The sequence below is a fragment of the Halomonas sp. PR-M31 genome (genome assembly GCF_001039575.1).
GTDB lineage: Bacteria > Pseudomonadota > Gammaproteobacteria > Pseudomonadales > Halomonadaceae > Modicisalibacter.
The window spans coordinates 86,055-101,648 of the sequence record NZ_JIBT01000014.1 but is presented as its reverse complement, the minus strand read 5'-3'; the positions used below and the strand labels follow the sequence as shown (position 1 = coordinate 101,648).

General features: G+C 59.0%; 11 protein-coding genes and 2 pseudogenes. 11 read left to right on the top strand and 2 right to left on the bottom strand.

Features of this window, described 5'->3' with window-relative positions; all coding sequences use genetic code 11:
- Window positions 1-2,433 (top strand): annotated as a pseudogene (locus CH74_RS05140) (penicillin-binding protein 1A); the annotation flags it as partial.
- Between the two features lie 134 nt (window positions 2,434-2,567).
- Window positions 2,568-3,329, top strand: a complete 762-nt coding sequence (locus CH74_RS05135; protein WP_048306403.1) for a YdiY family protein — start codon at window positions 2,568-2,570, stop codon at window positions 3,327-3,329.
- Window positions 3,330-3,341: 12 nt separating this feature from the next.
- On the opposite strand, the gene CH74_RS05130 is transcribed toward CH74_RS05135, so the two are convergent.
- Together CH74_RS05130 and rpmE are read right to left on the bottom strand one after the other, a co-directional pair.
- Window positions 3,342-4,613: a malic enzyme-like NAD(P)-binding protein gene (locus CH74_RS05130; RefSeq protein WP_048306402.1), complete on the bottom strand. Its 1,272-nt coding sequence runs from the start codon at window positions 4,611-4,613 to the stop codon at window positions 3,342-3,344.
- Window positions 4,614-4,850: 237 nt separating this feature from the next.
- Window positions 4,851-5,066 carry a 50S ribosomal protein L31 gene (rpmE, locus tag CH74_RS05125; RefSeq protein ID WP_048306401.1) on the bottom strand — a complete coding sequence of 72 codons (216 nt, stop codon included), beginning with the start codon at window positions 5,064-5,066 and terminating at the stop codon, window positions 4,851-4,853.
- Between the two features lie 101 nt (window positions 5,067-5,167).
- On the opposite strand from rpmE, the pseudogene CH74_RS05120 reads away from it, so the two are divergent.
- From CH74_RS05120 to ubiB, 9 genes and pseudogenes are all read left to right on the top strand, one after another.
- Window positions 5,168-7,467 (top strand): annotated as a pseudogene (locus CH74_RS05120) (primosomal protein N').
- 139 nt (window positions 7,468-7,606) lie between these two features.
- The gene (gene argS / locus CH74_RS05115; RefSeq protein WP_048306416.1) at window positions 7,607-9,292 is read left to right on the top strand and encodes an arginine--tRNA ligase; all 1,686 of its coding nucleotides are present in this window, start codon (window positions 7,607-7,609) and stop codon (window positions 9,290-9,292) included.
- Window positions 9,293-9,295: 3 nt separating this feature from the next.
- Window positions 9,296-9,964 carry an SPOR domain-containing protein gene (locus CH74_RS05110; protein ID WP_048306400.1) on the top strand — a complete coding sequence of 223 codons (669 nt, stop codon included), beginning with the start codon at window positions 9,296-9,298 and terminating at the stop codon, window positions 9,962-9,964.
- A gap of 182 nt (window positions 9,965-10,146) precedes the next feature.
- Complete coding sequence (gene hslV / locus CH74_RS05105) at window positions 10,147-10,665, top strand: ATP-dependent protease subunit HslV (protein ID WP_048306399.1); 519 nt, start codon at window positions 10,147-10,149, stop codon at window positions 10,663-10,665.
- Between the two features lie 5 nt (window positions 10,666-10,670).
- Window positions 10,671-11,999 carry an ATP-dependent protease ATPase subunit HslU gene (gene hslU / locus CH74_RS05100; RefSeq protein WP_048306398.1) on the top strand — a complete coding sequence of 443 codons (1,329 nt, stop codon included), beginning with the start codon at window positions 10,671-10,673 and terminating at the stop codon, window positions 11,997-11,999.
- Between the two features lie 57 nt (window positions 12,000-12,056).
- The gene (locus tag CH74_RS05095; RefSeq protein WP_048306397.1) at window positions 12,057-12,452 is read left to right on the top strand and encodes a gamma-butyrobetaine hydroxylase-like domain-containing protein; all 396 of its coding nucleotides are present in this window, start codon (window positions 12,057-12,059) and stop codon (window positions 12,450-12,452) included.
- A gap of 106 nt (window positions 12,453-12,558) precedes the next feature.
- Window positions 12,559-13,305: a bifunctional demethylmenaquinone methyltransferase/2-methoxy-6-polyprenyl-1,4-benzoquinol methylase UbiE gene (gene ubiE / locus CH74_RS05090; protein ID WP_082140295.1), complete on the top strand. Its 747-nt coding sequence runs from the start codon at window positions 12,559-12,561 to the stop codon at window positions 13,303-13,305.
- A 16-nt stretch (window positions 13,306-13,321) separates the two neighbouring features.
- Window positions 13,322-13,957 carry an SCP2 domain-containing protein gene (locus tag CH74_RS05085; protein WP_048306395.1) on the top strand — a complete coding sequence of 212 codons (636 nt, stop codon included), beginning with the start codon at window positions 13,322-13,324 and terminating at the stop codon, window positions 13,955-13,957.
- A complete protein-coding gene (ubiB, locus tag CH74_RS05080) occupies window positions 13,954-15,576 on the top strand; it encodes a ubiquinone biosynthesis regulatory protein kinase UbiB (RefSeq protein ID WP_048306394.1) in 1,623 nt (540 codons plus the stop codon). Before CH74_RS05085 ends, ubiB begins: the two co-directional genes overlap by 4 nt.
- Window positions 15,577-15,594 lie beyond the last annotated feature (18 nt).

The window sequence follows — 15,594 nt, the reverse complement described above, 5'->3', positions numbered from 1 at the left end:
CCTCTACTTCGCTCCCGGTCTACCCGATGTGCGTCAACTTCAAGGGTACGAACTGCAGTCTCCGCTGCGGATCTATACCCGGGATGAAAAACTGATTGGCGAGTTTGGCGAAGAGCGTCGTACCCCGGTCTCCTACGACGCCATCCCTGAAGACATGGTGCAGGCCTTTCTGGCTGCCGAGGACGACAGCTACTTCGAGCATTTTGGCGTCGATCCCAAAGGGCTTGCCCGGGCAGCCCTCGAGCTGGCTGCAAGCGGTGGCATTCAATCCGGGGGCAGCACCATCACCATGCAGGTGGCGCGCAACTATCTGCTGACCCTGGATAGAACCTTTACCCGTAAGATCCGTGAGATATTACTGGCCCTGCAGATGGAGCAGATTCTCGACAAAGAAGAGATATTCGAGCTCTACGTCAACAAGATATTCCTGGGGCATCGCGCCTATGGCATCGCCGCCGCTGCAAAGACGTATTACGACAAACCCCTGGAGGAACTGACCCTGGCGGAAAAAGCCATGATCGCCGGTCTACCCAAGGCCCCCTCCACCTTCAATCCCCTGGCCAATCCAGAACGCTCTTTGATCCGACGCAACTGGATTTTGTATCGCATGCGCGAACTGGGTTACATCGATGCAACGCGTTACGACGAAGCGGTACAGGCACCGCTGACGGCCCGCCGTCACTCGGCTCAGGTAGAGGTCGAGGCGTCCTATATTGCTGAGATGGCACGTCAGTTCGCCATCGAACGCTTCGGTGACGACGCCTATACCGGTGGCTACCAGCTCTACACCACCCTCGACAGTCAGCTGCAGAAGCAGGCGCGGGAAGCCCTGGTTCAGGGGCTGATCGATTACGACACTCGTCACGGCTGGCGCGGCGCCGAGGAAACCGAGATTCCGCCGAGTCTGGTCGAGGCCCAGGACAAGACCCAGCGTGAAGGCCTGGAGGAAGAGCTGTCGGCTTCGCCGGAAGTCATACAGACCGCCCGCAAGGCAGCCCAGAGCAGTGAGGCCCAGGTCAGCGGCATAGAGGGCGATGTCAGCAATTGGCTAAAGGTGCTCGATCGTACCGTCGTTACAGGTCCCCTGCAGCCTGCGATCGTCGCCTCTACGCAAGATCAGCAGATGCAGGTACTGACAAATGACGCCGAGCTCGTCACCCTAGACTGGAATGGACTCAAATGGGCGCGGGAATACCGTAGCCCCAAGTGGCGCGGCGAAGCGCCCACGCGTGCCGACCAGATCGCTCAACGTGGCTCTCTGGTACGCATCTTGCGAGACAAGGAAGGCAACTGGCGTCTTTCTCAGCGCCCGGGCATCGAAGGCGCGATCGTCGTCCTGGAGCCTCGCACCGGCGCCATTCGAGCCTTGCAGGGTGGCTTCAGCTTTGCTCACAGCAAGTTCAACCGGGCGACTCAGGCCAATCGTCAGGCCGGCTCGATCTTCAAGCCGTTCATCTATCTGGCGGCGTTGCAACAGGGCAACATGACGGCCGCTACCGTCGTCAACGATGCGCCGGTGGTCATGAGCGACATGGGTGGCGATTGGCGTCCTGGCAACTCGGAAGGCGAATTTCGTGGACCGACGCGACTCAGAGTCGGGCTCTATCGCTCGCGCAATCTGGTCACCATCCGCGTTCTGCAGGCGCTTGGCCTGGATAATGCGCTCGCCTTCCTGGAGCGGTTCGGCTTTGCCGACGGGCGCTACCCCATGGTCTTTCCCTGGCATTGGGTAGCGCTTCGCTGACGCCGCTGGAGATGGCAAACGCCTACGCGGTGCTGGCCAATGGCGGCTTCAAAGTCACGCCCTGGTACATCGAGCGGGTGATGCATACCGGTGAACAGGAGCCCCTTGCGGAAGCCACACCGGATATCGCCTGTCCTAAGTGCCCCGAAGGCATCAGCGAAGCGCGGCTCGACGGCAAGACGTATCCGCTTGCGCCTCGAGTCGTCGACCCTCAGGCGTTGTACATTCTGCGGGACATGATGCGCGACGTGATCGAACGAGGTACTGGCCGGGGCGCACTAGAGTTGAATCGTGGCGATATCGTGGGCAAGACCGGTACCACCAACGATCAGCGTGATGCCTGGTTCTCGGGCTTCAATGGCAATCTGGTGGCAACGGTGTGGATTGGCAAGGATAGCAACGAAAGCACCGGCGAGTATGGCGCCCAGGCGGCGCTGCCGGTGTGGAAGGATTTCATGCGGGAAGCCTTGAAAGGCACGCCGGAAAGCGTTCCCGAGCGCCCTGACGATGTTGTGACCAAGCGTATCGATGCAAACAGCGGCCTGCTGCTGCATGACGATCAACCCGGTGGTATCGAAGAGCTGTTCCGGGAAGACAATCTGCCCGAGTTTGAACCCCGGCGTATCCAGCGGGAGCTGGAAAATCGCAGCGGGTCTCAGGGTACTGGTACCTACGAAGCGATCTTCTGAACACCTGTTCAAAACCAATGACACCCGATGGGCCAGCCGTGATATCGGCTGGCCCATCGGCTCTTCCCCTTTCTCATCTCTGCGTCGATAGCGCCCTCACGGGCGCCAACACGAAAGCACCAGGAGTTTTCGACATGCCACGCTCATGGCTTACGCCAACTCTTCTGTTGACGCTCGCCATTTCGCTTGCTGCTCGGCAGGCAACCGCCGCTTCGTTCTACGCCCCACCTGCACCGGATGACGAAGCGCCGGTTTTCAGCGGTCAGGCGGAGCTTGGCTATACCAAGTTGTCAGGCAATACCGATAGTGAAACATTGATTGCCAAGGGGCGTTTGACCTGGCTGACAGGGCGTTTGACCCATAGTCTGCGCGGAGAGACGCGCAAGATCGAGAAAGATGGGGAAAGCAGTGACGAACAATACCTGGTTGCCGGGCGCGAACGCTATGATCTGGACGGGCCCCACTATCTATTTGGTTTTGCACGCTGGGAAAAGGAGCGCTTTAGCGGGTATCGCTATCAGCTGACCTTCATTGGCGGCTACGGACGCCAGGTATTGGTCGGCCCCACGCACACCTTGTCTCTGGAAACGGGCCCCGGCTATCGTCGCGATGCGCTCGAGAACGGGAACATCAAGGATCTGGCGGTGGGTTACGGCGCATTGGACTATGAATGGCAGCTTTCCGAGGGCACGAGCTTTCAACAGGAGCTGTCGGTAGAAGGCACGCGAGACAATGTCACTACACGTACCTTTACCGCTATCACGACTCAACTCAACGCCAGTCTCGCCCTACGTATATCCCATGAGATCAAGAACAACTCGAACCCGCCGGACGTCGAGGACGACAAGGTGAATACGGACACCACCACGGCAGCCTCGCTGCTTTACAATTGGTGAGTGCCTGCATGATCACCCCCCGTAGACATCCTCGACGTTCTGCAACGGATAATGCGAGGGATAAGGACGACGCGCCACGCCGGAGTCCACTGCAGCCTGGGCCACGGCGGAAGAGACTCGGTCGAGCAAGCGTTCATCCAGCGGCGTGGGGATGATGTAACCGCTGCCGAACTCCAATGTCTTGACCTCGTAGGCATCGAGCACTTCCTGAGGTACCGGCTCTCGGGCCAGATCTTTGATGGCATGAACCGCCGCGATCATCATTTCTTCGTTGATACGGGTTGCACGCACGTCCAGTGCCCCCCGGAAGATGAAAGGAAAGCCCAATACATTATTGACTTGGTTGGGATAGTCCGAGCGTCCGGTAGCCATGATCACGTCATTACGCGCCTCATTGGCTATTTCAGGATCGATTTCAGGGTCTGGATTGGAGCAGGCAAATACCACCGGATTGGCAGCCATCTTCTTGAGCTGATCCGCGGACAGCAGATTGGGTCCGGACAGGCCGACGAAGACATCCGCGTCCTCGATCGCTTCATCGAGGGTGCGCAGCGATGTTTCCGTGGCGAACATCGCCTTGTACTGATTGAGATCGTCACGACCGCTGTGGATCACACCTTTGCGATCGATCATGTAGATATTTTCAGCCTTGGCCCCACAGGACACCAGCAGCTTCATGCAGGCAATGGCGGCTGAGCCGGCTCCCAGACACACGACCCGCGCCTCGGCAATCTTCTTACCGGCGATATCCAGCGCATTGAGCATCCCCGCGGCAGTGACGATGGCGGTGCCGTGCTGATCGTCGTGGAAGACCGGGATGTTGCAACGCTCGATGAGGGTGCGTTCGATCTCGAAGCACTCCGGCGCTTTGATGTCCTCGAGATTGATGCCTCCCCAGGTGTCGGCAATGCGGGCCACGGTGTCGATGAATGCCTGAGGGCTTTCCGCGTTGATTTCGATATCAACCGAGTTGATTCCGGCAAATCGCTTGAACAGTACCCCTTTCCCTTCCATGACCGGCTTACTGGCAAGCGCCCCAAGATTTCCTAACCCAAGGATCGCGGTACCATCGGAAATGACCGCGACCAGATTGCCTTTACCCGTATAGAGATAGGCATTTTCCGGATCTTTTGCGATTTCCCGGACCGGCTCGGCTACGCCTGGGCTGTAAGCCATCGACAGATGCTTGGCAGAAGAGGTCGGCTTGGTGATTTCGACCGACAGTTTTCCAGGGATCGGTTGGGAATGATAATCCAGTGCCGCTTGCTTCTTCGCGTCCGTCATGGGGTTTGTCCAGTTTTTTCGGGGGTTTACTCAGAATATAGAAAAAATAGCTACTTCACAATTGACCACAACCTCATGTTTGTATTGTTTTTTATCTCAATACAGGAAAATATTTCCACAAAGAAAAACAACAGGATCAATATCTGATGTTACTTACTCAAGAATAGTTTATTAGGCGCAACGTACAAAAAAACCCGCCATATCAGACGGGTTTTTCGATTTAGGCAAATGTCTTGCTCAGCTGCGCTTGACGGCGGCACCGAAACGCTTGTTGAAACGCTCGACGCGACCACCGGTAGTCGCCTGCTTTTGCTTACCGGTATAGAACGGATGGCAGTTGGAGCAGACATCGACGAAAAAGTCCTCGCCAGCGGTGGTGCCTATGGAATGGGTGGCGCCACAGGAACAGGTCGCGGTGACTTTCTTGTAATCCGGGTGAATACCTTGTTTCATCTTGAAGCCTCATTTGTCTGTGTACCGCCACTCGATCCTGGTCGAGCACCGTACACGGGTGCGAGATAACCGGTTTCCCCTTCAAGCTGCACTATCGCACAATGCACAACTTGCCAAGGGGCGCATATTATAGCAGGGCTATCACCGGAGACCAATTGTCAGCCTCATCATTTACGGCATTTTCACCCAAGGTGCTCGGCGTCGCCGTCCCTACACCGCTGCGTAAACTGTTCGATTATCGCCCCTGTCAGGTCACTCCCAATGAGGGGTGGCAACCCGGCTTGCGGGTACGTGTACCCTTCGGGCGACGCGAAGTGATCGGTATCGTCGTCGAGTGCCGTGATACCAGCGATTTCGAACTTGGCGCCCTCAAATCGATCAGCGCCTGCCTGGACAGTGAACCGCTACCTGAGGACTGGCTGTGGCTGTGTCGCTTCACCGCGCGCTATTACCAGCATGGTCTGGGAGACACCCTGCACCAGGCCTTGCCAGTATTGCTGCGCCAAGGCCGTCCATTAGAAGCGCGGACCCGGGAACGATGGCGGTTGACAGAGGCCGGCCACCGCGCAAATGCCGCTCAGCTGGGACGGGCACGACGCCAAGCGGAACTGCTCGAGCTGCTGCGCCAGCATCCCCGTGGCGTAGTGGGATCGGTCATCGGTGTTCAAGGGTTCAGTCGCGCGCAGCTAAAAGGGCTCCTGGACAAGGGACTAGCGGCTTGTCAGGAAGAACCCCTGACCGGACCGCCGCCCTTGCCGGGGGGCAACCTGCTTGCGGAACCTGCCTTGATACTCAATCGCGAGCAGACCAGCGTTCTGGCGGAGCTGCATCAGCGGCTCGATCACTATCATGTGAGTCTGCTGCAGGGAGTTACCGGTAGTGGCAAGACCGAGGTCTATCTGCAGTTGATCGAATCGGTCATCGCCAAGGAACGCCAAGCGTTGGTACTGGTACCCGAAATTGGTCTAACACCCCAGACTCTGGCGCGTTTTCGCCAACGCTTTCGCGTGACGGTGGTGGCACTGCATTCCGGCCTGACGGATGCAGAACGCCTGGACGCCTGGGAAGCGGCTCGCTCCGGGCGGGCGCCCATCGTCATCGGCACCCGCTCCGCGGTGTTCACGCCCTTGGCGCGGCCTGGCGTCATCGTCGTCGATGAAGAGCACGACAACTCTTTCAAGCAGCAAGAAGGGCTACGCTACCATGCCCGGGATCTGGCCATTGCCCGCGCCCATCACCACGACATTCCTATCCTGCTGGGAAGCGCCACGCCATCCCTCGAGAGCCTGGTCAAGGCACGTAGCGGCCACTATAGCCACCTGCACTTGACCCGACGTGCCAGCCATCATGCTCCTGCCAGACTCGAGCTCGTCGATTTGCGCGGCCGATCGTCTCAAGGCGGGTTGATTGCGCCCTGTACCGACGCCATCAGCGCGGCCCTCGCTGGAGGTGGTCAGGTGCTGGTATTCATCAACCGACGCGGATTCGCGCCAACCCTTGCCTGTCACGGCTGCGGCTGGCTGGCCCAGTGCCCTCACTGCGATGCGCGCATGACCCTGCATCGCCAGCCATCTTGCTTGATTTGCCATCACTGCGAGCGTCAGGAACGGTTACCGGACGTCTGCCCTGACTGCGGCAGCGCCGATCTGCGTCCTTTGGGTACCGGCACCGAACGTAGCGAAGAAGCGCTATCTGCCCTTTTTCCCAAGATTCCGGTATATCGCATCGACCGGGACAGCACCCGGCGCAAGGATGCCTTGGAGCACGTCCTTACCAAGGTGCGGCGCGGCGACCCCTGCCTGCTGATCGGCACCCAGATGCTGGCGAAAGGCCATCATTTGCCCCATGTCACTCTGGTCGTGGTAGTCAATGCGGACGCAGGGCTTTATGCCAGCGATTTTCGTGCCCTTGAACACAGTGCCCAATTGCTGGTCCAGGTAGCCGGCCGGGCCGGCCGGGCCGACGCCCGGGTCGCGTCCTGGTGCAGACTCTGCATCCGGATGATCCGCATCTACGCCTGCTGGCGGACAGCGGCTACGACACCTTGGCCAACACGCTTCTCGAAGAGCGCCGTCTCGCATCCCTGCCGCCCTATCGCCATATGGCGCTACTGCGCTTTGAGAGCCCGAAAGAAGCCGACGCGACAACGCTTGCAGGCGCAGCAGCAATCTCCTTGCGCAGCTGGCTTGACCAGGGCGGCCTGGACGTGCATTGCCTGGGCCCGGCCCCGGCCCCCATGGAGCGGCGCCAGAATCGCTATCATGTGCACTTGATGCTGTCCGCGGCCAAACGCAGCGCGCTGCACGACGCCAGCGCCTTTCTCGTCGACTGGCTGGAACGCTCGCCACAGGCGCGGCGGGTGCGCTGGTCAATTGACATTGATCCGCAAACCTTGAGCTGAGAAATCACCAAAGGTTTAAAGCCAGGCCGCAATTGCCGATAATGCTCAATTACATTGACTCGTGGGCGACGCCTTCAAACGATATCTGCGTCGTGCCGATGAATACTCGCTAGCGCCACAGGACACCTCACGCATCCTCATGAAAGACACCATTGCTTCACTGCTCGACCAGGCCCTGGCCGCGCTCAAGACCCAGGGGCTAGTGCCCGACGATGCTCACCCCACGATCAAGATCGAGGCGACCCGAGACAAGGCTCACGGCGATTACGCCAGTAATCTGGCCATGCTGCTGGCCAAGCCAGCACGCCGTAACCCTCGGGAAGTCGCGACGGCACTGATCGAGGCGCTACCGGCCAATGACAGCGTGGAACGGGTCGAAATCGCAGGCCCCGGGTTCATCAATTTCTTTGCCGCCACGGATGCGATTGCCCGCATCGTGCCGGCAGTACTCGATGCCGGCGATACCTTCGGGCGCAGCCTGGAAGGCATGGGCCAGAAGGTGCAGGTGGAGTTCGTCTCCGCCAACCCGACCGGCCCCCTGCACGTTGGCCACGGTCGTGGCGCGGCGATAGGCGATTGCCTGTGCCGCCTGCTGGAAGCGACTGGCTACGATGTCACCCGGGAGTTCTACTACAACGATGCCGGTGCCCAGATCACCAACCTGGCGCTGTCGGTAAAGGCCCGCATCGACGGCCTGACGCCCGAAGACCCGGCCTGGCCCAAGGATGGCTATCGCGGTGATTACATAGGCGATATTGCCAAGAGCTATCTGGCCGGCGAGACCGTGGATGCGGACGATCAGCACGTCACCGCCGCAGCGAATCCGACGGATCTCGAGGCGATTCGCCGTTTTGCGGTGGCCTACCTGCGCCGGGAGCAGGATCTGGATCTCAAGGCCTTCGGCGTCGAGTTCGACGTTCATTTTCTTGAGTCCTCGCTGTACAGCGAGGGTAAGGTCGAAGAGACCGTGAAGCGACTCATCGACTGCGGCCATACCTTTGAAGAGGATGGCGCTCTGTGGCTTCGCACCACCAGCTTTGGTGACGACAAGGATCGCGTCATGCGGAAGCGCGACGGCGCCTACACCTACTTCGTCCCCGATGTGGCCTATCACCTCGACAAATGGCAGCGGGGCTTCACTCGGGTCATCGACGAGCAGGGTGCCGATCACCACTCCACGGTGACCCGGGTGCGAGCCGGGCTGCAGGCATTGGAGGTCGGCATTCCCAACGGCTGGCCGGACTATGTGCTACACCAGATGGTGCTGGTGACCCGCTCCGGAGTGGAGGTCAAGCTTTCCAAGCGAGCCGGCAGCTACGTCACCCTGCGGGATCTGATCGACGAGGTCGGCCGGGACGCCACGCGTTATTTCTTGGCCGCTCGTCGGGCCGACTCCCAGCTGACCTTCGACATTGACCTGGCCCGCTCCAAGTCAAACGACAATCCGGTCTACTACATTCAGTATGCCCATGCTCGGATCAGCAGCGTTCTGCGTCGTGCCGAGACGGATGCCCGCCCCTTCGACCTGACCCTTGCAAGCGATAATCTGGCCCTGCTGGTGGAAGATCAGGAAAAGGCCCTCATGAACCGTCTTGCTCGCTTCCCGGAAGTGGTTTCCCATGCCGCAGCCAGCCGCGAGCCTCAGCAAATCGCCCAGTATCTGCAGGATCTCGCCGCGGATTTTCATACCTGTTACAACGCGGTCAAGGTCATGGTGGATGACGCAGCGCTGCGCAACGCTCGCCTGGCGCTAGGGCTTGCAACTCGCCAGGTCATCCGTAACGGCTTGAATTTACTGGGTGTCGGCGCCCCGGAGGAGATGTAACCAATGGCCAGCCGCAGTACGAGTCAAAAATCGAGTCAATCCCCTCGCAGGAAAGGGGCCACCGCACGTCGTTCGTCGCGGCAGAAGCAGCGCAGTGGCATCAGCATACCCGGTTGGCTATGGGGCCTTGGCGGTCTCATTGCCGGCTTTGCCCTATCCCAGTACTTTCAGGAAACCGCGCCTCCCATGGCCACGGTGGTGCCCAAGCCTGCCAGCACCCAGAACGCGTCGCCCCAAGGCGCCTCGAACGCCGGCAAGACCGCCGAGAAAGAGGAGGCGCGCATGCCGACCTTCGAATTCTATACGCTACTGCCGGAATCCGAAGTCATCGCCCCCAAGGTCGATGATGCAGACACGACGCCGGAGACGGCGGCAGTCGCGGACGTGGTTGAAAATGATACGGCGGTCAAGAAGTCGACAGCGCCCAAGAACGATGGCAGCTACATGCTGCAGGCAGCCTCTTTCAAGAATATCGCCGATGCTCAGCGTCTGGCGGGTCGGCTCAAGGACTTTGGTCTGCTGGCCAAGATCACCGAGGTCAAGGCACAAGGCAATCAGACCTGGCACCGGGTACAGGTGGGCCCCTATCAGGATACGAGGGAGCTCAATCGCGCCCAGGATCTGATGGTGACCCAGGGCATTGAGCCGTTGATGATCAAACTTCAGAACTGACTCGAGATTCGATATAGCTCCTGTCCATCCTGGGCCGGTTGATTTCCGCACATCCCGCCCACACTGTCTAGGATGATTCCATATCGGTCGTTCCTTCTCCTCTTTTGAATGAAGCGGACGCCCAAAGTCACCGGGCAGGTCGATCACCTCCCAGAAGGCCTGCCTCCAGGGAGTTTCTATTCATGACGACGATCGTATCCGTGCGTCGCGGCGATCAGGTGGCCCTTGCCGGCGACGGCCAGGTGTCCCTTGGCGACACGGTAATGAAAGGAAATGCCAGCAAGGTTCGCCGCCTTTATCACAATCAGGTGTTGGCAGGCTTCGCTGGCGGCACCGCCGATGCCTTTACGCTGTTCGAGCGCTTCGAGGCCCAGCTGGAGAAATACCAGGGACATCTGGTCAAGGCCGCCGTGGAAATGTCCAAGGAGTGGCGTACCGACCGCGCCTTGCGCCGGCTCGAAGCGATGCTGGTCGTTGCGGACAAGAATGCCTCGCTGGTACTGACCGGCACCGGCGACGTGCTGGAGCCGGAGCACGGCGTCATCGCCATCGGTTCCGGCGGCAACTATGCCCTGGCCGCCGCTCGGGCGATGCTCGACAACACCGAGCTTGCCGCCCGGGAGATCACCGAGAAGTCGCTGAACATCGCCGCGGACATCTGTGTCTATACCAACCACCAGATCAAGCTCGAAGAGCTGTGAGCCTCATGAACCAATCCCAGATGACGCCTCGTGAAATCGTCCACGCCCTGGACCAGTACATCATCGGCCAACACGATGCCAAGCGCGCCGTGGCCATCGCCCTGCGCAATCGCTGGCGGCGTATGCAGCTCGACGACGAGCTGCGCCCGGAAGTCACTCCCAAGAACATCTTGATGATCGGCCCCACTGGCGTGGGCAAGACCGAAATCGCCCGCCGCCTGGCGAAGCTCGCGCGGGCACCCTTTATCAAGATCGAGGCGACCAAGTTCACCGAGGTCGGCTATGTGGGTCGCGATGTAGAATCCATCATTCGAGATCTGATCGAAATGGCGATCAAGATGGTGCGCGAGCAGGCAAAGGAAGAGGTGGGTCACCGAGCCGAAGACGCGGCGGAGGATCGCATCCTCGATGCCCTGCTGCCGCGCCCCCGGGGCAGCGAGTACGACAGTGCTCGCAACGACTCATCGACCCGCCAGACGTTTCGCAAGAAGCTGCGCGAAGGCCAGCTCGACGACAAGGAGATCGATATCCAGATCACTCCGCAAAGCGCGGGTTTCGATCTTGCCGGCCCTCCCGGCATGGAGGAGATGACCAGCCAGCTGCAGAGCATGTTCTCCAGCATGGGCAAGCAGAAATCCGAGACCAAGCGCGTCACGGTCAAGGAGGCCTGGCCCCTGCTGCGGGACGAGGAAGCTGCCAAGCTGGTCAATGACGAGGATATCAAGCGGCGTGCCATTGAAGCGGTGGAACAAAACGGCATCGTCTTTCTCGACGAGCTCGACAAGGTTGCCAAGCGCGGTGAATCCGGCGGCGCGGAGGTCTCTCGGGAGGGTGTACAGCGGGACCTGCTGCCCCTGATCGAAGGCTCAACGGTGTCCACCAAGCACGGCATGATCAAGACGGATCATATCTTGTTCATCGCTTCCGGTGCCTTCCATCTCTCCAAGCCCTCGGACCTGATCCCGGAGCTTCAGGGTCGTCTGCCGATTCGCGTCGAACTCAACGCCCTGACCCCGGAAGATTTCCGGCGCATACTGACCGAGCCCTCCGCGGCGCTGACCAAGCAGTACCAGGCGCTACTGGCCACGGAAGGTCTGACCATCGAATTCACTGAAGACGGCATCGCCCGCATTGCGGAAATCGCCTATCAGGTCAATGAAGGTACCGAAAATATCGGTGCCCGGCGTCTGCATACGGTGATGGAGCGCCTGCTCGAGGAGGCATCGTTCCAGAGCAGCGACATGCCGGACCCGCTGGTCATCGACGCGGACTACGTCAATTCCCAGCTTGGCGAACTGGCGATGGACGAGGATTTGTCGCGGTATATTCTTTGAGGCATCCTGAGGCGAGCATCGACTGCTCGCCTTTTTTCGGTTTCAGGAGGGCAAAACATGACAGCTCCGATTCCCACCCGCGTGCATTATCACAAGCAGGATCGTGAACTCGAACTTGGCTATGCTGAAGGTAAGGACGAATATGAGAACTACCGCCTGAGCGCCGAGTACCTGCGAGTCTTCTCTCCCTCCGCCGAGGTACGCGGCCATGGACCCGACACGGCAACCCTGCAGACAGGCATGAAATACGTGGGCCTGAAGAACATTACCCAGACCGGGCGCTATGCGCTCAAGCTGCATTTCGACGATGGCCACGATACGGGGCTTTACAGCTGGGATTATCTTTACGACCTGGCCATCAATCAGAAAGCCAACTGGGCCGACTATCTGCGCCGTCTTGAAGAAGTGGGTGCCTCCAGGGAGCCGTTGGGAATTCCCCTCAAGCAACTGTGACAAAAACGCATCCTGTGCTGACGCCTTGGCGCATTGAAAGACAAACGCCACCCTCCAAGTCTACAATGGCCTCATACCCATTTTGATTCGAGTCACAAGGATGGACATGGACAAGCGTACGACTCATTTTGGCTATCAAGAGGTGGCACTCGAGGAAAAGGCCTCTCGAGTGGCGGATGTCTTTCATTCGGTAGCCGCCCGCTATGACGTCATGAACGACCTCATGTCGCTGGGTATTCACCGCCTCTGGAAACGTGTGACCCTGGAACGCGCCGGGGTGCGTCGAGGCCATCAGGTGCTCGACATTGCCGGCGGCACCGGTGATCTGACCCTCAAGTTCTCGCGCATTGTCGGCCCCAGCGGCCGTGTCGTATTGGCGGACATCAATCAATCGATGCTCGAGGTAGGGCGCGACAAGCTCATCGACAACGGTGTAGGCGATAACGTTGAATACGTTCAGGCCAATGCGGAATGTCTGCCCTTCCCCGACAACAGCTTCGACTGCATCACCATTGCCTTCGGTCTACGCAACGTCACTGACAAAGACGCGGCCTTGCGCTCCATGACCCGGGTACTCAAGCCCGGCGGTCGCCTGTTGATACTGGAATTCTCAAAGCCCCCGAACGCCTTGCTGTCGAAGGTCTACGACAACTATTCCTTCAACGTACTGCCTCGAATGGGGGAATGGGTTGCCAATGATGCAGAAAGCTATCGTTATCTAGCGGAGTCCATTCGCATGCACCCGGACCAGGAAACACTCAAGACCATGATGGAGATTGCGGGTCTCGAACGAGTGGAATATACCAATATGACCGGGGGCATCGTTGCCCTGCATCGTGGCATCAAGCTATGAGGATTCTTTTTCGTTGATGTACACCCTACTGTTCGGTTGCGCCGAAAGAACGCTCAACGCAATGCTCAGCCGCGATCCGGCTGCCCCTTCGCGGTTAAGAAAGCTTGCCGGTAAGCGGCTGCTCTTGAGACTGGAAAGGCCTCATGTCGATCTGCTGATCGTCTTCGATGAACAGGGCCTCACGCTATTGCATCGGCCTCAGGCCGAGGAAGACGATGCCGATGCAGTGGTTGAAATAGACAGCGATGCACTCGGTGCCTTACTGGGTGGCGAGCCACTGGAGCGTCTAATGTTTTCCGGCCGCTTGGCCCTGCGTGGCCAGGTCGCCATTCTGGAAGGTGCCCGGGCCCTTTTGATGGATATCGATCTCGATTGGGAAGGCGCACTGGCCGAGTGGTTCGGGGATCGCCCCAGTCATAGCCTGGCAGAGGGCCTGCGCCGCTTCGGACGCTTTGGCCTGCGCAGTCAGCGGGAGTTTCGCGCTGACCTCGCCGATTTTGTATTCGAGGAGTCCCGTCTGCTGCCCGGCCATCCTCAACGTGAGGCATTACGAGACTGTTTGACCGAGCTCGAAATTGCCACCGATCGTCTCGAAGCTCGCGTTGCCCGATTACACAACAAGCTTGCTTCTCATCAAAAGGATATTGCGTGAACCTGCGATTGCTGCGCATCCTTTGGGTAGTATCCCGTTTTCGCCTAGATACATTGATTCCTCTGGAGCGTCTTCCTGGCGTGCTGCGCCTGCTGCTTCGTCTCTCTCCACTACAACTCATTCCGACCGGCCCACATTCTCAGGGCAAGCGTTTACGCCTGGCGCTGGAAGCTCTGGGGCCGGTGTTCATAAAGTTCGGTCAGATGCTGTCCACCCGCCGCGATCTATTGCCACCGGATATCGCTGATGAGCTAAGACGCTTGCAGGACCAGGTGCCCCCTTTTCCAGGGGAGCAGGCTCGCGCACTTATTGAAGCCGAACTTGAATGCTCCATCGAGACGAGCTTTGCGGAATTTGATGCTGTCCCCATGGCATCCGCGTCCATCGCCCAGGTACACGCGGCTCGTCTGCATAGTGGCGAAGAGGTCGTGATAAAGGTGATTCGCCCGCGCATCGATGAAACCATGCGCAAGGACATTGGCCTGCTGTATACCTTTGCCCGCTTGATTCGCCGCGTTCCCGAGGCGCGCAGGCTACGTCCCGTCGAAGTGGTCGAGGATTATGAATCGACGCTTCTGGATGAGCTCGATCTGCGTAAGGAAGCCGCCAATACATCCCAGCTCAAGCGCAATTTCAAATACTCTCCCTTGCTTTATGTGCCCACCATCTATTGGTCACTCACACGTCAGCGCATCATGGTGATGGAGCGTATCTATGGCATACCCGTGGCGGACATGCAGGCACTGGAAGAGCAGAATTTCGATTTGCGTAAGCTTGCCGAGCGCGGGGTGGAAATCTTCTTCACCCAGGTGTTCCGTGACAATTTCTTCCATGCGGACATGCACCCGGGCAATATTTTCATCAATTGCGAACATCCCGAAGATCCCCAGTACATCGCCATCGACTGCGGTATCGTCGGCAGCTTGACCCGGGAAGACCAGGATTATCTGGCACGCAATCTGCTCGCTTTTTTCAATCAGGACTACTACGAAGTTGCCGCCCTGCACATCGAGTCCGGCTGGGTGGGGGAAGGCACCCGGGCCAACGAGTTTGCCGCGGCGATTCGTACGGTCTGCGAACCCATTCTCGAGCGTCCACTGAAAGAAATTTCCTTTGGCCAAGTGCTGCTCGGACTGTTCCAGACGGCGCGCCGTTTCAACATGGAAGTGCAGCCACAGCTGGTGTTGCTGCAGAAGACCCTGCTCAATATCGAGGGTCTGGGGCGTCAGCTTTATCCGGATCTTGATTTGTGGTCGACTGCTCGCCCCTATCTTGAGCGCTGGATGAAGGAACGTGTCGGACCCCACGGGTTATGGGAATCTTTCAAGAAGCAGGCGCCGGAACTTAGCCGTCAGCTCCCGGAATTACCGGGGCTGGCCCACGATGCCTTTAGCCGGGTAAGTCACGTCCAGAAAGAGCAGTCGCGTCTGGCTCAAGGCGTGACCGACATCCGTCAGCAGTTGACCCAGACTTCCCGCCAGACCTGGCGGCTGCGCTTCGGGCTTCTGCTGATTGCCGCGGCACTTGCCTGGCGACCGTTGACCGAGTGGGCAGACCAGCAACCCTGGCCGGTGCTGACTGCGGCAGCCATTGGTATTTTAATGCTTCTGTGGCGCTAACCTTACATTCATTTCGAG

Coding starts and splice junctions, on each gene's coding strand:
- CH74_RS05135 (WP_048306403.1), top strand. CDS start 2,568: ATGCCACGCTCATGGCTTACGCCAACTCTTCTGTTGACGCTCGCCATT.
- CH74_RS05130 (WP_048306402.1), bottom strand. CDS start 4,613: ATGACGGACGCGAAGAAGCAAGCGGCACTGGATTATCATTCCCAACCG.
- rpmE (WP_048306401.1), bottom strand. CDS start 5,066: ATGAAACAAGGTATTCACCCGGATTACAAGAAAGTCACCGCGACCTGT.
- argS (WP_048306416.1), top strand. CDS start 7,607: ATGAAAGACACCATTGCTTCACTGCTCGACCAGGCCCTGGCCGCGCTC.
- CH74_RS05110 (WP_048306400.1), top strand. CDS start 9,296: ATGGCCAGCCGCAGTACGAGTCAAAAATCGAGTCAATCCCCTCGCAGG.
- hslV (WP_048306399.1), top strand. CDS start 10,147: ATGACGACGATCGTATCCGTGCGTCGCGGCGATCAGGTGGCCCTTGCC.
- hslU (WP_048306398.1), top strand. CDS start 10,671: ATGAACCAATCCCAGATGACGCCTCGTGAAATCGTCCACGCCCTGGAC.
- CH74_RS05095 (WP_048306397.1), top strand. CDS start 12,057: ATGACAGCTCCGATTCCCACCCGCGTGCATTATCACAAGCAGGATCGT.
- ubiE (WP_082140295.1), top strand. CDS start 12,559: ATGGACAAGCGTACGACTCATTTTGGCTATCAAGAGGTGGCACTCGAG.
- CH74_RS05085 (WP_048306395.1), top strand. CDS start 13,322: ATGTACACCCTACTGTTCGGTTGCGCCGAAAGAACGCTCAACGCAATG.